Annotated in this window: 20 protein-coding genes and 3 tRNA genes; 6 read left to right on the top strand and 17 right to left on the bottom strand. The window is 70.6% G+C overall.

The genetic code is table 11. The annotated features are described in order from the left end of the window. Window positions 1–9: 9 nt before the first annotated feature. Window positions 10–990: a thiamine-phosphate kinase gene (thiL, locus tag ACFVSU_RS00985; RefSeq protein WP_387138648.1), complete on the bottom strand. Its 981-nt coding sequence runs from the start codon at window positions 988–990 to the stop codon at window positions 10–12. A gap of 72 nt (window positions 991–1,062) precedes the next feature. On the opposite strand from thiL, the gene ACFVSU_RS00980 reads away from it, so the two are divergent. After that, window positions 1,063–1,560, top strand: a complete 498-nt coding sequence (locus tag ACFVSU_RS00980; RefSeq protein ID WP_387136850.1) for a DUF3515 family protein — start codon at window positions 1,063–1,065, stop codon at window positions 1,558–1,560. Window positions 1,561–1,569: 9 nt separating this feature from the next. Here ACFVSU_RS00980 and ACFVSU_RS00975 read toward each other — a convergent pair whose 3' ends face one another. The 7 genes from ACFVSU_RS00975 to ACFVSU_RS00945 form a co-directional block, all read right to left on the bottom strand. Further along, window positions 1,570–2,685, bottom strand: a complete 1,116-nt coding sequence (locus tag ACFVSU_RS00975) for a D-alanine--D-alanine ligase family protein (RefSeq protein ID WP_387136848.1) — start codon at window positions 2,683–2,685, stop codon at window positions 1,570–1,572. Then, window positions 2,585–3,721, bottom strand: a complete 1,137-nt coding sequence (locus tag ACFVSU_RS00970) for an NAD(P)H-dependent glycerol-3-phosphate dehydrogenase (protein ID WP_387136846.1) — start codon at window positions 3,719–3,721, stop codon at window positions 2,585–2,587. Before ACFVSU_RS00970 ends, ACFVSU_RS00975 begins: the two co-directional genes overlap by 101 nt. Next, complete coding sequence (locus ACFVSU_RS00965; protein ID WP_387136844.1) at window positions 3,711–4,475, bottom strand: lysophospholipid acyltransferase family protein; 765 nt, start codon at window positions 4,473–4,475, stop codon at window positions 3,711–3,713. The genes ACFVSU_RS00970 and ACFVSU_RS00965 overlap by 11 nt, the downstream gene beginning before the upstream one ends. A 4-nt stretch (window positions 4,476–4,479) precedes the next feature. Then, window positions 4,480–5,862 (bottom strand): UDP-N-acetylglucosamine 1-carboxyvinyltransferase, encoded by a 1,383-nt coding sequence (murA, locus tag ACFVSU_RS00960; protein WP_387136842.1) that lies wholly within the window; start codon window positions 5,860–5,862, stop codon window positions 4,480–4,482. Between the two features lie 74 nt (window positions 5,863–5,936). Beyond that, window positions 5,937–6,533 (bottom strand): 3-isopropylmalate dehydratase small subunit, encoded by a 597-nt coding sequence (gene leuD / locus ACFVSU_RS00955; RefSeq protein ID WP_387136840.1) that lies wholly within the window; start codon window positions 6,531–6,533, stop codon window positions 5,937–5,939. Window position 6,534: 1 nt separating this feature from the next. Beyond that, on the bottom strand, window positions 6,535–8,007 hold the full coding sequence (gene leuC, locus ACFVSU_RS00950; protein ID WP_387136838.1) for a 3-isopropylmalate dehydratase large subunit: 1,473 nt from the start codon (window positions 8,005–8,007) through the stop codon (window positions 6,535–6,537). Window positions 8,008–8,262: 255 nt separating this feature from the next. Further along, complete coding sequence (locus tag ACFVSU_RS00945; RefSeq protein ID WP_387136836.1) at window positions 8,263–9,336, bottom strand: TerC family protein; 1,074 nt, start codon at window positions 9,334–9,336, stop codon at window positions 8,263–8,265. 246 nt (window positions 9,337–9,582) lie between these two features. Between ACFVSU_RS00945 and ACFVSU_RS00940 the strand changes: the two genes are divergently transcribed. From ACFVSU_RS00940 to ACFVSU_RS00930, 3 genes are all read left to right on the top strand, one after another. Next, window positions 9,583–10,140 carry an RNA polymerase sigma factor gene (locus tag ACFVSU_RS00940; protein ID WP_387136834.1) on the top strand — a complete coding sequence of 186 codons (558 nt, stop codon included), beginning with the start codon at window positions 9,583–9,585 and terminating at the stop codon, window positions 10,138–10,140. Beyond that, a complete protein-coding gene (locus tag ACFVSU_RS00935; RefSeq protein WP_387136832.1) occupies window positions 10,137–11,327 on the top strand; it encodes a DUF4349 domain-containing protein in 1,191 nt (396 codons plus the stop codon). The genes ACFVSU_RS00940 and ACFVSU_RS00935 overlap by 4 nt, the downstream gene beginning before the upstream one ends. A 138-nt stretch (window positions 11,328–11,465) precedes the next feature. Beyond that, the gene (locus tag ACFVSU_RS00930; RefSeq protein ID WP_387136830.1) at window positions 11,466–11,903 is read left to right on the top strand and encodes a hypothetical protein; all 438 of its coding nucleotides are present in this window, start codon (window positions 11,466–11,468) and stop codon (window positions 11,901–11,903) included. Between the two features lie 77 nt (window positions 11,904–11,980). Here ACFVSU_RS00930 and ACFVSU_RS00925 read toward each other — a convergent pair. Both ACFVSU_RS00925 and ACFVSU_RS00920 read right to left on the bottom strand, forming a co-directional pair. Continuing rightward, window positions 11,981–12,053: transfer RNA gene (locus tag ACFVSU_RS00925), tRNA-Glu, on the bottom strand. Between the two features lie 42 nt (window positions 12,054–12,095). Next, window positions 12,096–12,171: transfer RNA gene (locus ACFVSU_RS00920), tRNA-Glu, on the bottom strand. A gap of 118 nt (window positions 12,172–12,289) precedes the next feature. On the opposite strand from ACFVSU_RS00920, the gene ACFVSU_RS00915 reads away from it, so the two are divergent. Further along, window positions 12,290–12,928, top strand: coding sequence for an MBL fold metallo-hydrolase (locus tag ACFVSU_RS00915; RefSeq protein ID WP_387136828.1), 639 nt, complete (start codon window positions 12,290–12,292; stop codon window positions 12,926–12,928). Between the two features lie 90 nt (window positions 12,929–13,018). On the opposite strand, the gene ACFVSU_RS00910 is transcribed toward ACFVSU_RS00915, so the two are convergent. The 4 genes from ACFVSU_RS00910 to ACFVSU_RS00895 form a co-directional block, all read right to left on the bottom strand. Continuing rightward, on the bottom strand, window positions 13,019–13,288 hold the full coding sequence (locus ACFVSU_RS00910) for an HPr family phosphocarrier protein (protein ID WP_045297931.1): 270 nt from the start codon (window positions 13,286–13,288) through the stop codon (window positions 13,019–13,021). 63 nt (window positions 13,289–13,351) lie between these two features. Further along, window positions 13,352–15,382, bottom strand: coding sequence for a fructose-specific PTS transporter subunit EIIC (locus tag ACFVSU_RS00905; RefSeq protein WP_387136826.1), 2,031 nt, complete (start codon window positions 15,380–15,382; stop codon window positions 13,352–13,354). A 38-nt stretch (window positions 15,383–15,420) separates the two neighbouring features. Further along, complete coding sequence (gene pfkB / locus ACFVSU_RS00900; RefSeq protein WP_387136824.1) at window positions 15,421–16,362, bottom strand: 1-phosphofructokinase; 942 nt, start codon at window positions 16,360–16,362, stop codon at window positions 15,421–15,423. Continuing rightward, complete coding sequence (locus ACFVSU_RS00895; protein ID WP_387136822.1) at window positions 16,359–17,138, bottom strand: DeoR/GlpR family DNA-binding transcription regulator; 780 nt, start codon at window positions 17,136–17,138, stop codon at window positions 16,359–16,361. The genes pfkB and ACFVSU_RS00895 overlap by 4 nt, the downstream gene beginning before the upstream one ends. 74 nt (window positions 17,139–17,212) lie before the next feature. Here ACFVSU_RS00895 and ACFVSU_RS00890 point away from each other — a divergent pair, with 74 nt between their 5' ends. Next, window positions 17,213–18,133: an aminoglycoside phosphotransferase family protein gene (locus ACFVSU_RS00890; RefSeq protein ID WP_387136820.1), complete on the top strand. Its 921-nt coding sequence runs from the start codon at window positions 17,213–17,215 to the stop codon at window positions 18,131–18,133. 64 nt (window positions 18,134–18,197) lie between these two features. Here ACFVSU_RS00890 and ACFVSU_RS00885 read toward each other — a convergent pair. From ACFVSU_RS00885 to ACFVSU_RS00875, 3 genes are all read right to left on the bottom strand, one after another. After that, window positions 18,198–18,269, bottom strand: a tRNA-Gln gene (locus ACFVSU_RS00885). A 69-nt stretch (window positions 18,270–18,338) separates the two neighbouring features. Beyond that, a complete protein-coding gene (gene gltX, locus ACFVSU_RS00880; RefSeq protein WP_387136818.1) occupies window positions 18,339–19,868 on the bottom strand; it encodes a glutamate--tRNA ligase in 1,530 nt (509 codons plus the stop codon). Between the two features lie 11 nt (window positions 19,869–19,879). Then, complete coding sequence (locus ACFVSU_RS00875; protein WP_387136816.1) at window positions 19,880–20,851, bottom strand: LysR family transcriptional regulator; 972 nt, start codon at window positions 20,849–20,851, stop codon at window positions 19,880–19,882. Between the last annotated feature and the right edge of the window lie 54 nt (window positions 20,852–20,905).

The raw sequence follows: 20,905 nt of genomic DNA, 5'->3' as shown, positions 1-20,905 counted from the left end.
GACGCCGGATCAGCCGGTGCCGGCGTCCCAATCGCGGTAGGGGTCCCAGCCGCCGCGGCCATCGTGAGGCCTCCCGTCGACGAGCACGGCGTCCTGGCCCCGCGCCTGCACCACGCCCACGCGGACGAACCCGTGCGGCAGCGATCGGTTCGCCGGGAACGTCGCCAGCAGCGCGTGATCCTCACCGCCCGCAAGGGCCGATGCGACGTCGGATCCCAGCGCCGCCGACTCGAGGGCGATGGTGACGTCGGATGCCGCGGCCATGCGCGACGCGTCGAGCACGAGGCCGTCGGACACGTCCATCATCGCCGTCGCACCCGCGTCGGCCGCCTCGGGACCGAGCCACACGGGAGGCGACGGACGCAGCTGGGCCGCGAGATCGGCGAGCTCCGCGTGATCGAGCAGACTCTCGTCGACCGGGATCGGGTGGCCCGCGGCATCCGTGAATCGCTCGAAGAGGATGCCGAGGCCGCGCGCCGCGCGTCCGAGCTCGCCCGCCACGGCGACGAGATCGCCGGGTTCGGCACCGGAGCGCAGCACCGGTGAGCGACCTGCCAGCGCACCCAGTGCGGTGACCGCGATCGTGAGCGTGTCGGACACCGTCAGGTCGCCGCCCTCGACGCGGCATCCGGGCGCGAGGTCGCGGCAGGCCGCACGCAGTCCGTCGGCGATGCCGGTGACGAAGGAGAGCCGTGTCGCATCGGGCATGGCGAGGGCGACGAGCAGGGCGGTGGGGGTCGCACCCATGGCGGCGACGTCCGCGAGGTTGACGGCAGCCGCCTTGTACCCGAGGTCGAACGCGCTCGACCATGCGAGGCGGAAGTCAGGACCGTGTACGAGAGTGTCGACCGTCGCCACCACCCGGCCGTCCGCAGCGGCGATCACGGCGGCGTCGTCGCCCGGTCCGACGAGGGCGTTCGACTCGCCGAGGCGCTCCAGGATGCGCCGCAGGATGCGCCCCTCGCTGAGCTCGCCCACCGTCGGATCCATGCGCTCGTCGACCACACGACCACGCTACCGGTGCCGACGATCCCCACAGCGCCGCCGGGTTAGCCTGGAACGGTGCGTGTTCTCCCCTCCCTGGTTGCGTTCGGGCTCACGATGGTGGCTGCCGTCGGCTTGACGGGGTGCACCACCACCGTCGACCTCGATCCCGCGGAAGCCGCGAACGACCCGCTCTGTGCGGAGGTAACCTCGAACCTCCCGGGGACGGTCAGCGGACAGGCGCGCCGGTGGACCGACGCTCAGGCCACCGGGGCGTGGGGCGATCCGGCCACGGTGCTGCTCACGTGCGGCGTCGAGCCGCCGGGGCCGACCACCCTCCCCTGCCAGGACGTCGCGGGCGTCGACTGGATCATCGACGACTCCGACGCGCCTCGCTTCCGTGTGACGACGTTCGGCCGCACCCCCGCCGTGGAGATCTACCTCGACACGACCGCGGACGAGAACGGCGAGGGCGTGTCGAGCCGCGATGTGCTCGATGCCCTGTCGCCGATCGTCAGCGTGCTGCCCGTCGACGGCCAGTGCCTCGATCGCGGCGAGGCGACCCCCGCTCCCTGAGTCCCCGACTCAGCGAACCGCGCGGACGGAGACCGTCTGCCGGGCGCGCTCCAGTGCCGTGTCGATGAGCTCCGTGATGAGCTCGGGGTACGACATCCCGGACGCGATCCAGCACTTCGGGAACATCGAGATCGGTGTGAACCCCGGCATGGTGTTGAGTTCGTTGACGTAGAGCCCGTCCGCGGCGAGGAAGAAGTCGACGCGTGCGAGCCCCTTGCCGTCGACTGCCTGGAAGGCGCGGATGCCGAGCTCCTGGATCGCCGCGATCTCGCGGTCCGTCAGATCCGCGGGGCAGACGACCTCGGCACCGTCGCCACCGAGGTACTTGCCTTCGAAGTCGTAGAACTCGCGCGTCGTGAGCACGATCTCGCCGGGCAGCGACGCGCGCGGGGCGGCACCGCCGCGTCCTTCGAGGATCGCGACCTCGACCTCGCGGCCGACGATCGCCGACTCGATGAGCACCTTGTCATCCTCGGCGAACGCGAGGGCGAGCGCCGCATCGAGCTCCGAGGCGTCGTGGACCTTCGAGACGCCGACGCTCGACCCGGCGCGCGCGGGCTTCACGAAGGACGGCTCACCGAGGGCCGCAGCATCCGCTCGCACGCCCTCGGGGTCGCGGTCCCAGCGCTCCTGCGTCACCGTGACCCAGGGAGAGACGGGCACGCCCGCCGCCTGCAGGACGATCTTCATGAAGTGCTTGTCCATGCACAGCGCGGAGTCGAGCACACCGCCGCCCGCGTACGGGATCTCCAGCGTGTCGAAATAGCCCTGGATCGTTCCGTCCTCGCCGTGCACGCCGTGCAGGATCGGGAGGACGACGTCGAGGGCGCCCAGGTCGTCGACGGTCCCGTCGGCACGACGGACGCGCAGTTCGCGCTCCCCGACCTCGGGCCACAGCACACGGGTGCCGTTGTCCACGACCTCCGGAAGCCGTTCCGCGTCGAGGGCGAACTTGTCGGGGTCGTCGTCCTCGAGGACGAACACCCCGTCGCGCGTGATCCCGACGGGGATCACGCGGTAGTTGTCACGGTCGATCGCCCGCAGCACCCCGCCCGCCGTTGCGGAACTGATCGAGTGCTCGCTGGATCGACCGCCAAAGAGCACCGCCACCGCCGGCTTGTCCATTCGTCGTCCTTTCGCCCTGGGGGGTGTCGTCGTCGGTCGTTAGGTGCGGCGCGATGTCGCGAGGGTTCATGGTGCCGTCGAGCACCATCTTCACCTGCTCGACGATGGGCATCTGCACGCCCACCTCCCGCGCCAGCTGCAGGATGGGCGCGACGGACGCGAGCCCCTCCGCCGTCTGGTTCATCTGCTTGACGACATCGTCGAAGCGATAGCCCTGCCCGAGCAGTCGCCCGGCGGTGTTGTTGCGGCTGAGCGGCGACTGGCACGTCGCGATGAGGTCGCCGAGCCCGGCGAGCCCCTGGAGCGTCTCGTGCTGGGCGCCGAACGCCACCGCGAAGTCCGTCATCTCGACCAGGCCGCGCGTGATGATCGAGGCCTTCGTGTTCTCGCCGTAGCCGACGCCGTCGACGATGCCGATCGCCACCGCGATGAGGTTCTTGAGCACGCCGCCGAACTCGGTGCCGATCACGTCGGTGTTGACGAACGTGCGGAAGTACTTGTTGCGAGCGAGCCGGGCGACCGCCTCGGCCGTCTCCTGGCTCGTGGACGAGATGACGGCCGCCGTCGGCTGCTCGCGGGCGATCTCGAGGGCGAGGTTGGGGCCGGAGGCGACCGCGATGCGCGCGGGGTCGCAGTGCAGCTCCTGCTCGATCACCTGGCTCATGCGCAGGCCCGTGCGCCGCTCGACACCCTTCATGAGCGACACGACGGGCGCGTCGCTCTGCGCGCTCAGCGGGCGGACCGCTTTGAGGTTCTGGCGCACCGCCTGGCTCGGGATCGACAGATAGATCTGCTCGGCACCCTCGAGCGCCTCCGACAGGTGGTGGGTGGCGTGCATGTCGCGCGGCAGGTTGATGCCGGGGAGGTACTCGCTGTTGCGCTTGCCCTCCTGGATCTCGCTGGCGAGCTCGGGGCGACGTGCCCACATCGTGACGTGGGCACCGCCGTCGGCGAGGATCTTGCCGAACGTCGTGCCCCAGCTGCCCGCGCCGACGACGGCGACGCGCGGGCGCGCGGCATCCTGCCTACGGCTCAAGGCGCCCCGTCTCCTTCTGGCCGTGATCGGCCGGGTTCCAGCGCTCCGCAGGTGCGGGCTCGCCACGCAGCTGCGAGAGGAGGCCTGAGATGTCGGCCATCACGGCGTCCGTCGCCTCGACGAGCGCCGTCTGCGACGAGGCCGACCCGGCATACGCCGACAGGTCCACCGGGTCGCCCACGATCACGCGCACGCGGCGGCGCAGCGGCCAGAGCTTGAGCTTCCCGTAGCGCGGGAGCACCTGCTGCGAGCCCCACTGCGCCATGGGGATGACCGGGATGCCTCCGGCCAGCGCGAGGCGGACGGCTCCGGTCTTGCCGCGCATGGGCCAGAGGTTCGGCTCACGGGTGAGCGAGCCCTCTGGGTAGACGATCACTCCGCGACCGTGCTCCACGAGCGTCTGCGACGCCTCGAGCGTGGCGCGAGCCGCGGCGGCCGACGTCGCACGAGCGACCGGCACCATCCCCGTGATGCGCAACACCCACCCCAGCACCGGCACGCGGAACAGGCTCTCTTTCGCCATGAACCGGGGCGCACGGCCCAGCCGCCACACGGCGAGGGCGACCACGAGCGGATCGATCTCGCTCATGTGGTTCGGAGCGAGGACGTACGCACCGTCGCGCGGGAGCTTCCTGCCGTCTTCGATCTCCAGTTTGAAGAGCAGACTCAGGAGCGGCACGAGGAGGCCGGCCAGCGGCCAGAAGGCGCTCGGACGCGTCTTCTCGGCCGACGCGCGCGGACGATCGGTGGCCACCGGGTTATCCGATGACGTCGAAGTCGGCGCCGAGCTGGTCGAGCTTGGCGAAGAACTTCTCGTAGCCGCGACGGATGATTCCGACGTTGCGGACGACCGACTCCCCTTCGGCGGCCAGTGCCGCGATCACGTAGCTGTATCCGCCGCGGAGGTCGGGGACTTCCACGTCGGCGCCGTGAAGCGGTGTCGGGCCGTTGATCACGGCGGCCTGCTCCAGGGCTCGCCGGGGAACGCGACGGCCGGGCGCATCGATCCCGTCGCGGTGCACCGCGATGTCGGCGCCCATCAGGTTGAGCGCCTCGGTGAATCCGAGCCGGTTCTCGTACACGGTCTCGTGCACGGTCGAGGTGCCCTCGGCCTGCGTGAGCGCGACGATGAGCGGCTGCTGCCAGTCGGTCATGAAGCCGGGGTGCACATCGGTCTCGACGACGACGGGCTTCAGGGCCCCTCCGCGACGGAACTGGATGCCGTCCTCGCGGACGTCGAACCATCCGCCGGCCTTGCGGAAGACGTTGAGGAACGTCAGCATCTCCTGCTGCCGCGCTCCGCCGACGAAGATGTCACCGTCGGTCGCGAGCGCCGCGCACGCCCACGAGGCTGCCTCGTTGCGGTCGAAGATCGCGCGGTGGTCGTACCCGCGCAGCGAATCGACGCCCTCGATGAAGATGACGCGGTTCGGCTCGTACGAGATGATGGCGCCCATCTTCTGGAGCACCGCGATGAGATCCATGATCTCGGGCTCGATCGCGGCGTTCCGCAGCTCCGTCACGCCCTTCGCGCGCACGGCCGTGAGCAGCACCTGCTCGGTCGCGCCGACGCTCGGATACGGCAGCTCGATGTTCGCGCCGTGCAGGCCGTCGGGGGCGGTGATGCGGATGCCCTCGTAGCTCTTGTCGACGACGGCGCCGAAGGCGCGCAGCGCGTCCATGTGGAAGTTGATCGGGCGGTCCCCGATGCGGCACCCGCCGAGGTCGGGGATGAGCGCCTCGCCGAGGAGGTGCAGCAGCGGCCCGCAGAAGAGGATCGGGATGCGGGAGGCCCCGGCGTGCGCGTCGATCTCCTCGAAGTGCGCGGCGACGGCCCCACTCGGGTCGAGGTGGATCGTGCCCTCCTCCTCGCCGTCCACGACGCGGACGCCGTGGACTTCGAGAAGCGAGCGGACCACCTGGACGTCGCTGATATCGGGGACGTCGCGCAGCGTGCTGGCGGTCTCTCCCAGGAGAGCTGCGACCATCGCCTTCGTGACGAGGTTCTTGGCGCCCTTCACCTCGACGCGTCCGGTCAGCGGTCGCCCGCCCCGGATCGCGAGGACTTCGCCGGTCCGTTCCTGCTCTTCCGCTTCGGCAGTGGTGCTTTCGCCGGCGGCGACGTTCAGGAGCGGCTTCATCCGGTGGTCCTCACTTGGTGTGCAGAGGGGGCTTGCGACGGTCGGGTGCCCGGGGTCTGGGCACCCGGCCCGGCTTACGGAACGGGAAGTGTCCGCGGCCGCCACGCCTCTCGGCGAGCCTCGAACTGCGCGATCCTGTCTGCGTCGCGCAGCGTGAGCCCGATGTCGTCGAGCCCTTCGAGAAGCCGCCACCTAGTGTAATCGTCGATCTCGAAAGGGAGCTCCAGCGCGCCGATGCGCGCGGTGCGGGCGTCGAGGTCGACCGTCATCGACACGCCGGGATCCGCCTCGATGGCGGCCCATGCGGCCTCGAGGTCGGCCTCCGAGATCACTCCGGCGACGAGGCCCTGCTTGCCCGCGTTCCCGCGGAAGATGTCGGCGAACCGCGGGCTCAGCACGACCTTGAACCCGAAGTCGCGCAACGCCCAGACGGCGTGCTCACGGCTCGAGCCGGTGCCGAAGTCGGGGCCGGCGACGAGGATGCTGGCACCCGCGTAGGCCGGCTGGTTCAGCACGAACTCGGGGTCCTGGCGCCAGCTGGCGAACAGGGCGTCCTCGAAACCCGTCTTGGTGACGCGCTTCAGGTAGACGGCCGGGATGATCTGGTCGGTGTCGACCGCGGAGCGCTTCAGCGGCGCGGCGATACCGGTGTGCGTCGTGAACTTCTCCATGTCAGGCCTCCGTGCCCTCGGCTGCGGCCGCGACGGGCGCGGGAAGGTCGCCGGGGCTCGCGAGGCGGCCCATGACGGCGGTGGCCGCTGCGACGAGCGGCGAGACGAGGTGCGTGCGGCCGCCCTTGCCCTGGCGGCCCTCGAAGTTGCGGTTGCTCGTGGACGCGCAGCGCTCTCCAGGAGCGAGCTGGTCGGGGTTCATGCCGAGGCACATGGAGCAGCCGGCGAAGCGCCACTCCGCGCCGAAGTCCTCGATGACCTTGTCAAGGCCCTCGGCCTCGGCCTCGAGGCGGACCCGGGCCGAGCCCGGGACGACCATGACGCGGACACCGTCCGCCTTCTTGCGGCCTTCGATGACCGACGCGAACGCACGGAGGTCCTCGATGCGGCTGTTCGTGCACGACCCCATGAACACGGCGTCGACGGGCACCTCTTTGAGCGGGGTGCCGGGAACGAGATCCATGTATTCGAGCGCACGCTCGGCGGCGGCGCGCTCGTTGGGGTCGGCGAAGTCTTCCGGCGACGGGACGGACGCGCTCAGCGAGACGCCCTGGCCCGGATTGGTGCCCCACGTCACGAACGGCTCGAGCTCGGCGGCGTCGAGGAACACCTCGGCGTCGTACACCGCGCCCTCATCGCTGGGGAGCGTCCGCCAGTAGGCGACGGCGTCGTCCCAGTCCTGGCCGGTCGGCGCGTGCTCACGGCCCTTCACGTACGCGAAGGTGGTCTCGTCGGGCGCGACCATTCCGGCGCGGGCGCCGGCCTCGATCGACATGTTGCAGATCGTCATGCGGCCCTCCATGGAGAGGGACCGGATGGCGCTGCCCCGGAACTCGAGCACGTACCCCTGTCCGCCGTTCGCACCGATCTTGGCGATGATCGCCAGCACGATGTCCTTGGCGGTGACGCCGGGCTTCAGCTCCCCCTCGACCGTGATGGCCATGGTCTTGAAGGGCTTGAGCGGGAGCGTCTGCGTCGCGAGGACATGCTCGACCTCGCTGGTGCCGATGCCGAACGCCATCGCGCCGAACGCGCCGTGCGTGGAGGTGTGCGAGTCTCCGCAGACCACCGTGATGCCCGGCATGGTCAGACCCAGCTGCGGTCCGACGACGTGGACGATGCCCTGCTCCTTGTCGCCGAGCGAGTGCAGGCGCACGCCGAACTCGGCGGCGTTGCGCCGCAGCGTCTCGATCTGGGTGCGGCTCGTGAGGTCGGCGATCGGCTTGTCGATGTCGAGCGTCGGGGTGTTGTGGTCCTCGGTCGCGATCGTCAGGTCGAGGCGCCGCACCGGGCGGCCCTCCGCCCGCAGACCGTCGAAGGCCTGGGGGCTGGTGACCTCGTGCACCAGGTGCAGGTCGATGTAGATCAGGTCCGGCTGACCGTCTTCGCCGCGGACGACGACGTGGTCGTCCCACACCTTCTCGGCGAGGGTACGGGGACGGTCGGGAATGCCGGATGCATCGGTCGTGCTCATTGCTAGTCGTTCTCCTCTGTGGGACTGCGCCCGAAAGGGGTGGGGCCCGCGACGAACTCCGCGACGAGGGAGGCCTGGGGACTAGGACTCGTCGCGGCCGCTAAGGAGAAGGCGAGCGATCCGCACGTGCCCAGGCTACCACCGCCGAAACGGGCACCCGTGCCGCCGCTGTCATCTGCCGTCTCCCCCGCGCCTCCCGCGCCTCGGGCCGCCGACGGCGGTCGGCGGCCCGAGGGATACGGCTGAGGAAGGAGATCAGCGAGCGTCGTCCGAACGGGGCTGATCGACCGTGGGAGGGGTGCCCTTCTCGTCCGCTACGACGGCGGCGGCAGCATCCGCGTTCGGCATCTTCTTCTCACGCGCGGACGCGACGAGGCTCGCCACCGTCGCGACCAGCATCGAGATGATGATGACGCCGAGCGACATCCACGTCGAGATCTCGGGCGCCCATTCGATCGGCTCGCCGCCGTTGATGAACGGAAGCTCGTTGACGTGCATGGCGTGGAAGACGAGCTTCAGACCGATGAAGGCCAGGATGAACGCGATGCCGTAGTGCAGGTAGCGGAGGCGGTCGAGGAGGTCGCCGAGGAGGAAGTAGAGCTGGCGGAGGCCCATGAGCGCGAAGATGTTCGCGGTGAACACGATGAACGCGCTCTGGGTGATGCCGAAGATCGCGGGGATCGAGTCGATCGCGAACAGCAGGTCGGTCACGCCGATCGCCGCGAACACGATGATCATCGGCGTCCACATCTTCTTGCCGTCCACGACCGTGCGGATCTTCGCGCCGTCGTAGTGGTCGCTGATGTCGATCGTGCGGCGCAGCATGCGCACCACGAAGTTCTCCTGCTTCACGTCGGAGTCGTGGTCGCCGCCCGGGAAGGCCTGGCGCCACGCCGTCCACACGAGGAACGCGCCGAAGATGTAGAAGACCCAGCTGAACTCCTCGATCACGGCGGCGCCGACCATGATGAAGATGCCGCGCAGGACGAGGGCGATGATGATCCCCACCATCAGGACTTCCTGCTGATAGCGCCGCGGAACCGCGAACTGGCTCATGATCAGCACGAAGACGAAGAGGTTGTCGATCGACAGGCTGTATTCCGTGAGCCAGCCGGCGACGAACTGGCCGGCGTACTCGGGCCCGGCGACGATCCACATGATGCCTGCGAAGATGAGCGCGAGAGTCACGTAGAAGACGACCCAGAGCGTGGACTCGCGCGTCGAGGGGATGTGGGGCCGCTTGAGGATGAGCAGCAGATCCGCGATCAGGATCAGCGTGAGGATCACGAGTGATCCGATTTCGAACCACAGCGGGAGTTCGAGGTCCATGGAGGGCCTTTCGAAGGGGACGTGAGAGGGGTCGGCGGAATCCGAAAGTCTCTCCCCCGCCGGCTGACCGCCTGCGGCGCGCACCCGGGGTCGCAGTGTCGGGACCCGTGATGACGGATGCGCGGTGTCGGGATACTCCCTCTCGCTCGCAACAGGATACAGGCTCGGCGGGGCGCGCTCAGCGCCTGTGAGACGATCCGGGCGATGCGGACACTGACACGGTGAGAGACAATTCGGAGGATGGGGATGGCCGACGACGACGTGCCGGGCGACGCCGAACTCGTGGTGCTGGCTGCGGGCGGGAGCGAGCACGCCTTCCGCACGCTGTACCGGGCGTACGTGCGCCCGGTCTACTGGCTGGCGCACGGGCTCGTCGGCAACCCGGCGGACGCCGAGGAGGTCACCCAGGAGACGTTCCTCGTCGCCTGGCGCAAGCTCCCCGACCTCGACCTGGTCGGCGATTCGCTCCTGCCCTGGCTCGCGACGATCTGCCGGTTCCAGTCCGCGAACCGCATCCGCCGGCAGCGGCGCGACCGCGAGCGCACCGGGGCCGCGGCCGACGAGACCCTGCCGTCCACGGTCGACGTCGAGCAGCAGGTGATCGACGACCGCCTGGCGGAGGCGATCCTGCACGAGGTCGCCGGACTCGGCGAGCTCGATCGGGCCATCTTCCGGCTGTGCGCGACCGAAGGGTACGCGTACCAGGCGGCCGCCGACGAGCTCGGTGTCGCGCACGGCGTCGTCCGCAACCGTCTCTCCCGCATCCGCACCCGACTGCGGACCGTTGTGAAGGAGAGCACATGAGCACGCAGCCCCCGGGTCCCGAGACCCCCGCATCCCTCCCCGAGCTCAGCAGCGAGCGCATCGACGAGATTGAGGACGCTCTCTTCGCCGACATCGCGCACGAGCGGGCACGCCTGTCCGCACGGCGCACGCGACGAGGACGCCTCTGGATCGCCGGCGGCGCGGCAGCCGCGGTGATCGCCGTCGCGGCCGTCATCGCCCCGTCGGTGGGCTCATTGGTCAGTCCCTCAGGGGGCGGCGTCGGCGACGAATACGCCGTCGCGCCCGTCGCGCCCGCCGACTCCGGGGCCGGCGCGAACACGACGGACTCCTCGGGTGCCGACACGCGCGAATCCGCACCGCTCACGGTCGCACCCGGAGCAGCCGGCGACACCGCCGCCGGCTCGGCGGCCGCTGATCGCGACATCATCACCACGGCTTCTGCGACGGTCACCGCCGAGGAGGTCGACGTGGCCGCGCGGGCCATCGCCAACTCGGCAGTCGCCCACGGCGGCTATGTCGAGTCGATGAGCGTCGGAAGCGACGGCACGGTGTACCCGGTGAGTCCCACCGACGGCGGCATCGTCTACGACACCATGCCCTACCCGTATCCGACGGACGGCGCGTGGATCACCGTCCGCGTCCCCGCCGACCAGCTGCAGAGCGTCGTCGACGAGCTCGGCGACGTGGGCGAGGTGACGGCGACCAACCTGTCCCGTCAGGACGTCACCGAGCAGACAGTGGATCTCGAGGCCCGCATCGATGCGGCACAGGCGTCTGTGGACCGCCTCACCGAGCTGATGGCACAGGCGCAGAGCGTCGCCGATCTCATCGCCGCGGAGTCCGCGCTGTCGGAACGCCAGGCGACGCTGGAGTCCTACCAGCAGCAGCTCGAGATGCTCGACGACCAGGTCGCCATGTCGACGCTGTCTGTCACGGTCGTGCCCGAGGTCGAGCCGGTGACCGCCGATCCCGCCGGGTTCGGCGACGGCCTCGCCGCCGGCTGGAACGGCCTGGTCGCCACGCTCAACGGCATCGTGGTCGCGCTCGGCTTCCTCCTGCCCTGGCTCGCCGTGGCGGCCGTGATCGCACTCGTGGTGTGGGGCATCGTGCGACTCGTCCGCGGGCGTCGGCGGCGGCGGACGGATGCTGCGACCCCGCCTCCCTCGTCGGTCGAAGCCGACCGCACGACCGACCCCTCAGCGTGACGTTCGCGCCACGATCCGCACCCTAGGGAGTCGCCCGCAGCCCACCCTACGGAGAACGAGAACTGCTCTCGACACCCTTTGTACGCGGGCGTAGTGTCCCCCACGCCGAGCACCGTGCCCGGACTGGGAGGGATGGAAATGGACATCAGATCGCGAGTGACCGCCGGCCTGATCGCCGGGCTCGTCCTGGGGATCACAGGAGCGACCGCAGCCGGTGCCGCGCCGGTGAACTACCCCGTCGACGTCGTCGTGCACACCGAGATCGGCGGCGGGCCCAACGACTTCGAGGGCAACATCGACGGATGCGAGACCGGCACCGTCCTCGACGTCGGACCCCGCGCGAATTTCACGCCCTGGGGCGGCGTGTTCCGGGGTCTGAAGGAGTTCACGTGCGACAGCGGGAACGGGGGCTTCACGGTGCGGCTCGTCGCACGGTTCGGGGAGCCCGGGTCCACAGGGTCGTGGACGCTCGTCGACGCGTGGGGTCTCTACGAGGGCGTCAAGGGTTCCGGAAAGCTGACGGGGACCTACACCGAGCTCGGGATCGACGACCGCTACACCGGCAGCGCGCACTGAGCACTGCGATGCCGGCCGGTGCCGGTACAGCGAAGAGCCCCCGGGTCCTGGTGGACTCGGGGGCTCTGTCACGCGTGTGACCCCAGCGGGATTCGAACCCGCGTTACCGCCGTGAGAGGGCGGCGTACTAGGCCGCTATACGATGGGGCCGTACAGCGCGCCGCAACCGAGGTTGCGACGTTGTTGCCTGACTGGTGACCCCAGCGGGATTCGAACCCGCGTTACCGCCGTGAGAGGGCGGCGTACTAGGCCGCTATACGATGGGGCCGTTCAGGCAACCGTTCGATTATGCCACGGGCCACATGCCCTCTCCAAATCGACGCGGGCACCGGCGCGCCGCCCCCTCATCGCTTGCTCCGACGACGCCGTAGCGCTTGACTCGACGCATGCGAGTCACGAAGTTCGAGCACGCCACCCTGACCCTCGTCGACACCGGCAGCACCGTCGTCATCGACCCGGGGTCGTTCACGGCCCCGCTCGGAGACCTCGAGGGCGTCGTCGCGGTCGTCATCACGCACGAGCACCCCGACCACTGGACACCGGACCACCTGGACCGCATCCTCCAGACGTTCCCGGGGACGCCGATCTTCGCCCCCGAGGGCGTATCGAAGGTGGCCGAGGGCTACAACGTGACGATCGTCCATCCGGGCGACGTCGTCGAGGTCGAGCCGTTCCGCCTCGAGTTCTTCGGCGGCCGGCACGCGGTGATCCACGAGTCGATCCCGGTCGTCGACAACGTGGGAGTGCTCGTGAACGACGAGTTCTACTACCCCGGAGACTCGTACGCCGTCCCGAAGGGACGAGCGGTGAAGCTGCTGGCATCTCCGGTCGGCGCCCCGTGGCTCAAGATCGGCGAGGCGATGGACTTCGTGCTCGCCGTCGCCCCGCGGCGCGTCTTCGGAACGCACGACATGACGCTGTCGGTCGCGGGCCGCGACATGGGCCGCGCGCGCCTGGGCTGGGCGGCCGAGCAGGACGGTGGGGAGCTCCTCGCACTGAACCCCGGAGACAGCACCGACATCTGAACCGGGAGCGCCGGAAGACCCCGCAGAACGCGGACGACGGATGCCGCAGCGGCTTCGACCCGCGGCATCCGTCGTCACATTCTTCGGTGCTTACTGTGCGTCGAGGTCCGTCTCGAGCAGAGCGACCAGGGCGTCCAGCGCCTCTTCGGCGCCGTCGCCGTCGGCCTTGAGGGTCACGACGGTCCCCTGCGAGGCACCGAGGCCCATCAGCGACAGGATGCTGCCGGCGTTGAGGTCGGCACCGCCCTCGACCGCGATCGTGACCGGGACGGGCTGCGCCTGCACGGCCTGCACGAAGAGCTTCGCGGGGCGGGCGTGGAGTCCCGAGCTGCTGGCGATGGTGGCCTGACGTTCTGCCATGGTTCTCTCCTGTCTGTGTCGGACCTCGGCGGTCGACGATTCCGATTCTGGCGGACGACGGCCTCAGGCCGCCACGGGTACGCGCGCTTCGGCCTCTTCGAGCTCCTTCGGGGCGATCCACTTCTTGAGGGCGATCACCGTGAGGGCCGAGACGACTGTGCCCGCGGCGAGGGCGATCAGGAAGCCCCAGATCGGGTTGATCGCGAAGAGGACGAAGATGCCGCCGTGGGGCGCCAGGGACTCGACCGCGAACGCCATGCTGAGCGCGCCGGTGACCGCGCCGCCCGCCATCATCGCGGGGATGACGCGGAGCGGGTCCGCCGCGGCGAACGGGATCGCACCCTCGCTGATGAACGCCGCACCGAGCAGCCAGGCCGCCTTCCCGTTCTCACGCTCGACCGGGGGGAACATGTTGCGCGCCAGCACCGTGGACGCCAGCGCCATGGCCAGCGGCGGGACCATGCCGGCGGTCATGACCGCGGCCATGATCAGGTACGGCGTGGTGTTCTCCGCCGACGCGGACGCCAGGCCCGCGACCGCGAACGCGTAGGCGACCTTGTTGACCGGACCGCCCAGGTCGAAGCACATCATGAGACCCAGGATCACGCCGACGAGGATGATCGCGCCCGTCGCGGCGAGGCCGGTGAGCCAGTCGTTCAGCCCGACCATCAGGGTCGCGATGGGCCGGCCGAGGAACAGGATCATGAGCCCGGAGGCCACGATCGACGCCACGAGCGGGATGATCACGACAGGCATGAGTCCGCGCAGCCAGCGCGGGGCGTTGAATCGCCCGATCCACCACGCGACGTAGCCCGCGAGCAGACCGCCGATGATGCCGCCGATGAAGCCGGCGCCCATCAGGGCTGCGATCGCGCCGGCGACGAAGCCGGGGGCGATGCCGGGGCGGTCCGCGATCGCGAAGGCGATGTAGCCGGCCAGCGCCGACACCAGGAAGCCCATCGACGTCACGCCGATCACGAAGAACACCGACCCGAAGTACTGCGCGAGCCCGCCCTCCGGCAGCGCCCACAGCGCGTTGTCCTTGATGACGGTGAACGCCGCGTCGTCGGCGTTCACGTTGACACCGCCGATGAGGAAGCCGAGGGCGATCAGCAGACCGCCGCCCGCGACGAACGGGATCATGTAGCTGACGCCGGTGAGGAGGATCCGCTGGATGCGGGCACCCCACGACATCGTCTCTGCGGGGGCCGCAGCGGCGGCGGCCGCCTCTCCCCCCACCCGCGTGGCGGACGGGTCGTTCGCGGCGGCGACGGCCTCCGAGATCAGCTGGTCAGGCTGCTCGATGCCGCGCTTGACGCCCGACCGCACGACCGGCTTGCCGGCGAACCGCTGCGGCTCGCGCACGTCGACGTCGGTGGCGAAGATCACGGCGTCGGCGTCGCGGATGACGTCGGACGGAAGCGCCTGGTAGCCGCTGGAACCCTGCGGCTCGACGACGAGGTCGATGCCGGCCTTCTTGCCGGCCGCGGTGAGGGCGTCGGCGGCCATGAACGTGTGCGCGATGCCGGTCGCGCAGGCAGTGACCGCGACGACGCGTGCCGGGCGGCCGTCGACGACGAGGCCCGATGCGGCACTGGGTGCCGCGGCGGCCGCAGGCGCGGCGGCGGCCGGCGCCGCCTCGCGCTCCCCGATGGCCGCCTGCACGATCGCGACGACGTCGTCGTCGGACGAGGCGGCGCGCAAGCCCGAGGTGAAGTCCTCCTGCATGAGGCTGCGGGCGAGCTTCGAGAGCACCGCGAGGTGCGCCTCGGCGGCGTCCGCGGGGGCGGCGATGAGGAACACGAGATCGGCGGCGCCGTCCGGCGCTCCGAAGTCGACGCCCGGGTTCAGTCGCGCGAAGGCGAGGGACGGGGTCGTCACCGCGGCGCTCTTCGCGTGCGGGATGGCGATGCCGCCGGGAAGCCCGGTCTCGTCCTTCTCTTCGCGGGCCCACGCGTCGGCGTAGAGCGCTTCGGCGTCGGTCGCGCGACCCTGCGCGACCACGCGTGCGGCGAGGGACCGGATGACGGCGGCCTTGTCGGCGCCCAGGGGGACGTCGAGGCTCACCAGGCCTGGGGTGATGGTGTCGGACACGGTGACCTCCTGCGGTCGTGGGGTGGGGTGGGTGGGTGTCAGTCGAGACGTGTGACGGGCACGTCGCCGGTGGGAAGGTCTGCGGGAGCCGGCGCCTTCGTGCCGGGAAGGGATGCGGCGGCCGACCCGTACCGAACGGCCAGGCGCAACCGCTCGCCGTGGTCGGCACCGCGGGTCGCAGCGAGCACGTATCCCGCGAGGGAGCTGTCGCCCGCGCCGACCGTGCTCACGACCTGGATCGGCGGCGGCGTGGCCGCCCAGGCGCCCTCGGCGTCGACGAGCACGGCACCGCGGGAGCCGAGGGTGATGAGCGCAGCCCGCACGCGTGCGGGGACGAGAACGCGCGCGACGTCGAGCACCGCCCGCGGGTCGGCGCCGTCGATGGCGACGCCGGCGAGCTCGGCGAGCTCCTCGTCGTTCGGCTTGATGAGATCCGGCGCGCCGTCGGCGACGACGGCCGTGAGCGCCGGGCCGGAGGTGTCGACGGCGATGAGCGGGGCGTTCTCGCCGTGCGCCCGGCGAACGGCGGCGATCACGCGCACGTAGAAGTCATCGGCGACCCCGGGAGGCAACGAGCCTGCCAGCACCAGCCAACGTGCGCCGACGGATGCTGCCACCACCGCATCGATCACCGCGGAGACCTCGTCGGGCGAGAGCTCCGCGCCGGGCAGGTTCAGCTTCGTGGTGACCCCGGCCGGGTCGGTGATCGCGATGTTGGCGCGCACGTTTCCGCGGATCGGAACGCGCTCTGCGTCGACCTCGGCCGCGCGGAGGGCCGCGTCGAACGGATCACCCGGTGCGAGCGGCAGCACCGCGCTGCAGTCCTCGCCTGCAGCCGCGATGGCGCGGGCGACGTTGATCCCCTTGCCGCCGGCATCCTCCCGTGTGGAGGCCGCGCTCTGCACGTCTCCGACCTGCAGAGGGGCGGGAAGCATCACGGTGCGGTCGAGGGACGGGTTGGCGGTGAGCGTCACGATCATGCGAGCCAGACCTCCACGTCGGCGTCCGCGAGCGCGGACGCGAGTTCTGCGTCGGGTGCGGCATCCGTCACCAGCACGTCGATGTCGGACAGCGGCGCGAAGCCGACGAGCAGCTCCGCGCCGAGCTTCTCGGCGTCGGCCACGACAACCACACGACGCGCCGACTCGACGATCGCGCGCTTGACAGCCGCTTCGTCGGGGTCGGGCGTGCTGAGGCCGAAGGTCGCGGACACGCCGTTGGTGCCGACGAAGGCGACGTCGGGACGCAGGGCGCCGATGGCGCGGACCGTGTCGGCGCCCACGGCCGCGGCGGTGAGTCCGCGCACGCGACCCCCGACGAGCGAGAGCGAGGCGCCCGGGACGCCGGCCAGCGTGTTGCCGAGGGTCAGCGAGTGCGTCACGACCTCGATCCGCGCGGTGGAGAGGCGCGGGATCAGCGCTGAGGCCACGGCCGCCGTGGTCGTGCCGGCATCGAGGAAGACGGATCCGGTGAAGTCGGCGCCGAGGGCGTCCAGGGCGCGCTGACCGATGGCGGCCTTGGCGCCGCCGTGGTGCTCGAGCCGCTCGGCGAGCGAGGGCTCGCGCGTGCTTGCCCGCTCCCGGCTCACCGCTCCCCCGTGAACCCGGCGCAGCGCGCCGGCCGACTCGAGGTGGTCGAGATCGCGGCGGATGGTCTCGGTCGTGACGTCGAAGCGCTCGGCGAGCTCGACGACGCTCACGCGGCTCTGTGCGGCCAGCAGGAGCTCGATCTGCTCGTGGCGCTCCGTCGCGTACATGTGGGAAACCCTCCGTTGGATTCCCACACATTACAACACATTCCCACATAATCGCAAGAGAGTATCTTCGTACGGTGCCCGACAAGCCCGCCGCCGAGATCTCGATCGACATCCCACTCATCCGCGGGCTGCTCGCCGACCAGGCGGTCGCGATCATCCCCGACGCCACCGGCCTGCCCCTCCGCAAGGTCGCCGAGGGCTGGGACAGCGAGGTGTGGCGGCTCGGCGACGAGCACGCCGTGCGACTCCCCCGACGCGCTCTCGCCGCACCCCTCGTCCTGCACGAGCAGGCGGTGCTGCCGGGCGTGGCCGAGCGGCTCGCACCGGTCGGCGTGCGCGTTCCGGCGCCCGTGGTCGACGGTGTGGCGGGCCACGGCTACCCGTGGGCATGGTCCGTCGTGCCGTGGATCGACGGCGTCTCGGCTCTCGACCAGCCGCTCGCCGAGCGCGGCGAGTGGGCCGACACGCTCGCTCGTGCGCTCGCAGCTCTGCACGCCGACGCCCCCGACGATCATCCGGTCAATCCGTTCCGCGGTGTCCCCCTCGCCGCGCGCACGGACGCCGTCGAAGAGCGACTGCGGACGCTGCGCGCCGGCGGCATCCTCGACGACCCCACTGCGGATGCCGTGCACCGACTGTGGGAGGACGGACTCGCGGCGGAGCCGTGGGATCGCACGCCGGTGTGGATCCACGGCGACCTGCACCCGGGCAACCTCGTCACACGCCACGGCACTCTCGCCGCAATCATCGACTTCGGCGACGTCACCGCGGGCGACCCCGCCTACGACCTGGCGGTCGCGTGGCTGGCATTCGACGCCGCGGGGCGCGAGCGGTTCATCACTGCAGCGGGCTCGGACTACGACGCCGATGTCTGGGTGCGGGCGCGCGCCTGGGCTGCCGCCGTCGTGCTCATGCTGCTCGCCCACAGCGACGACAACCCCGCCTACTTCGCGCTGGGACGGGATGCTGCCGCCGAGGTCCTCGCAGACGCCTGAGGCCGCGGCATCCACTGTCCAGGAAAACGAAAAACCCCCGCTCAGCGGGGGTTTTCTCGTCTTGCTGGGGTACCTGGACTCGAACCAAGAACAACTGAACCAGAATCAGCCGTGTTGCCAATTACACCATACCCCAAGGCTGTCAGCCGAAGCCGTGCCGAGGAATGAGTCTACGCGACGCGGGCACGTGCTCCAAACCGAGCCGTCACCCGCGCGCGTCGAGCAGTGCTCCGAGGCGGCGGATCGACTCGGATCTGCCGAGCAGCTCCATCGACTCGAACAGCGGCGGCGACACCCGGCGGCCGCTCAGCGCGACACGCAGGGGGCCGTAGGCGACGCGGGGCTTGAGGCCGAGGCCGCCCTCCTCCACGGGCGAGATCAGGGCGCCGGCGAGGGCGTCCTGCACCGCGGCGGCGGTGAACTCGGTGTCGGGCACGAGCTCGAGGGCGCCGACCGAGGCGACCAGCACCTCGTTCGCGTTCGCCGGCAGGGAGGCGAGCGCGTCGTCCTGATACGCGACGACATCCGTGAACAGGAAGCCGAGCAGGCCCGGCGCGTCGCCGAGCAGCTGCATGCGCTCCTGCACCAGGGGGGCAGCCGCGACGAGCATGGCCTCCTGCGCCGGCGTGGGGTTCTCGGCGACCACTCCGGCAGCGGCCAGGTACGGCACCAGGCGATCGGCGAAGTCTCCGGGCTGCAGCATCCGGATGTGGTCGCCGTTGATCGACTCCGCCTTCTTCTGGTCGAACCGCGCCGGGTTCGGGTTGACGTCGACGATGTCGAACGCCGCCACGAGCTCCTCGAGCGAGAAGACGTCGCGGTCGGGGCCGATCGACCAGCCGAGGAGCGCCAGGTAGTTGAGCAGCCCCTCGTGGATGAAGCCCTTGTCGCGCTGCAGGAAGAGGTCGGCCTTCGGGTCGCGCTTGGAGAGCTTCTTGTTGCCCTCCTCGCCGAGCACGAGGGGCATGTGCGCGAAGCGCGGGACGAACGTCGTGACACCGGCATCGACCAGTGCGCTGTAGAGCGCGAGCTGACGGGCGGTCGAGGGCATGAGATCCTCGCCGCGGATGACGTGGGTGATGCCCATGAGCGCGTCGTCGACGGGGTTCACGAACGGGTACAGCGGCACGCCGCCGGCACGCACGAGCACGAAGTCGGGGAACGACCCGGCCGGGAAGGTCACCTCGCCGCGGATCAGGTCGACGTAGGTGAGGTCCTCGTCGGGCACGCGCAGGCGCCAGGCGGGCTCGCGGCCCTCGCCGCGGAAGGCCGCCTTCTGTTCGTCGGTGAGGTCGCGGTCGTAGTTGTCGTAGCCGAGCTGCTTCGCGCGGCCGTTCGCCTCATTGCGGGCGTCGATCTCCTCAGCCGTCGAGTAGCTCTCGTACACCGCGCCAGCGGCGATGAGCTTGTCGAGCACCTCGCGGTAGATGTGGTGGCGCTGCGACTGGCGGTACGGGGCGTGCGGGCCGCCGAGCTCGACACCCTCGTCCCAGTCGATCTTGAGCCAGCGCAGGGCGTCCAGGAGCTGCTGGTAGCTCTCCTCGCTGTCGCGCGCCGCGTCGGTGTCTTCGATGCGGAACACGAGCTTGCCGCCGGTGTGACGCGCGTACGCCCAGTTGAACAGCACCGTGCGGATGAGACCGACGTGCGGAAGACCGGTCGGCGAGGGGCAGAACCGGACGCGGACGTCGGTGCCGGTGGCGGTCGTGGTGCGGGGATCAGGCGAAGAAGACATTACCCCTGAGTCTAGTTGCGGGATGCCGCGGAACCAGGCTCGGCCAGGGGCTGGGCGATGAGCCGTGCGAGGGCGTCCAGCGTCGCGCGCACCGCGGGAACGCGGTCCGCGCCGCGCGCCGTCACGGTGTGGATGCGGCGCTGCTCCCCCGCTGGCAGCGGCACCACCGCCACCCCCGGCAGCTGCGGGAACGACTCGACCGCCATCCTGGGCAGTGTCGCGACGCCGATCCCCTGCGCCACGAGCCCCTCGACGGCGACGAAGTTGTCGGTCTCGAACGCGATGCGCGGGGCGAACCCGGCGCGCCCGCACAGCTCGAGCAGGTGACCCCGGCAGCGCGGGCACCCGGCGATCCAGTCGTCGTCGGCAAGGGTCGCGACGTCGATGATCTTCGTGGTCGCCGCCGGGTGCTCAGCGGGAAGCACCGCGAGCAGCTCGTCGGCGCCGACGGTCTGCACGGCGAGGCCGCGGGCGCTCGAGCCGTGGGGGTCGTCGCGGTCGCCCGGGTAGCTGAAGGTGAGGGCGATGTCGGTGCGGTCCTCGCGCACCGCCTCGACGGCCTCCGGCGGCTCCGCCTCGACGTAGGTGAGGGAGATTCCCGGATGCCGTTGCGCGAGGTCCGCGAGCAGGCGCGGCACGATCGTGGGCGAGGCGGACGGGAAGCCGACGAGGCGCACGCGCGCGGCGCGGAGACCGCGGAGCTCGGCGAGCTCGCCGGCGGCAGCATCCAATGCCGTCGTCACGGCGGGAGCGTGCCGCGCGAGGATGCGGCCGGCATCGGTGAGCCGGACGCTGCGACCGACGCGTTCGACGATCGCGACCCCGAGGCGCTGCTCGAGGCGCTTGAGCTGCTGGCTCACCGCGGGCTGACTGTAACCCAGGGCGAGCGCGGCGCCCGTGATGGATCCTTCATCGGCGATCGCCTTCACGACGCGGAGTTCGCGCGCGTCGAAGCCCGGGTCGTCGTCCCACGCATCCGTCATGCCTGAATCATAAGCGTCTGTTATGTCCAGCATGGAACACCTGCCGTAGACGTG

Source organism: Microbacterium sp. NPDC058062 (assembly GCF_042885375.1).
Taxonomy (GTDB): Bacteria; Actinomycetota; Actinomycetes; order Actinomycetales; family Microbacteriaceae; genus Microbacterium; species Microbacterium trichothecenolyticum_C.
The sequence above is the reverse complement of the archived record's forward strand: the minus strand, read 5'-3'. Positions and strand labels throughout refer to the sequence as shown.

What these genes read in the sequence shown, in the direction of transcription:
- thiL (WP_387138648.1), bottom strand. Translation starts at nt 990, where the DNA reads ATGGATCCGACGGTGGGCGAGCTCAGCGAGGGGCGCATCCTGCGGCGC.
- ACFVSU_RS00975 (WP_387136848.1), bottom strand. Translation starts at nt 2,685, where the DNA reads ATGGACAAGCCGGCGGTGGCGGTGCTCTTTGGCGGTCGATCCAGCGAG.
- murA (WP_387136842.1), bottom strand. Translation starts at nt 5,862, where the DNA reads ATGAAGCCGCTCCTGAACGTCGCCGCCGGCGAAAGCACCACTGCCGAA.
- leuD (WP_387136840.1), bottom strand. Translation starts at nt 6,533, where the DNA reads ATGGAGAAGTTCACGACGCACACCGGTATCGCCGCGCCGCTGAAGCGC.
- leuC (WP_387136838.1), bottom strand. Translation starts at nt 8,007, where the DNA reads ATGAGCACGACCGATGCATCCGGCATTCCCGACCGTCCCCGTACCCTC.
- ACFVSU_RS00945 (WP_387136836.1), bottom strand. Translation starts at nt 9,336, where the DNA reads ATGGACCTCGAACTCCCGCTGTGGTTCGAAATCGGATCACTCGTGATC.
- ACFVSU_RS00940 (WP_387136834.1), top strand. Translation starts at nt 9,583, where the DNA reads ATGGCCGACGACGACGTGCCGGGCGACGCCGAACTCGTGGTGCTGGCT.
- ACFVSU_RS00935 (WP_387136832.1), top strand. Translation starts at nt 10,137, where the DNA reads ATGAGCACGCAGCCCCCGGGTCCCGAGACCCCCGCATCCCTCCCCGAG.
- ACFVSU_RS00930 (WP_387136830.1), top strand. Translation starts at nt 11,466, where the DNA reads ATGGACATCAGATCGCGAGTGACCGCCGGCCTGATCGCCGGGCTCGTC.
- ACFVSU_RS00915 (WP_387136828.1), top strand. Translation starts at nt 12,290, where the DNA reads ATGCGAGTCACGAAGTTCGAGCACGCCACCCTGACCCTCGTCGACACC.
- ACFVSU_RS00910 (WP_045297931.1), bottom strand. Translation starts at nt 13,288, where the DNA reads ATGGCAGAACGTCAGGCCACCATCGCCAGCAGCTCGGGACTCCACGCC.
- pfkB (WP_387136824.1), bottom strand. Translation starts at nt 16,362, where the DNA reads ATGATCGTGACGCTCACCGCCAACCCGTCCCTCGACCGCACCGTGATG.
- ACFVSU_RS00895 (WP_387136822.1), bottom strand. Translation starts at nt 17,138, where the DNA reads ATGTACGCGACGGAGCGCCACGAGCAGATCGAGCTCCTGCTGGCCGCA.
- gltX (WP_387136818.1), bottom strand. Translation starts at nt 19,868, where the DNA reads ATGTCTTCTTCGCCTGATCCCCGCACCACGACCGCCACCGGCACCGAC.
- ACFVSU_RS00875 (WP_387136816.1), bottom strand. Translation starts at nt 20,851, where the DNA reads ATGACGGATGCGTGGGACGACGACCCGGGCTTCGACGCGCGCGAACTC.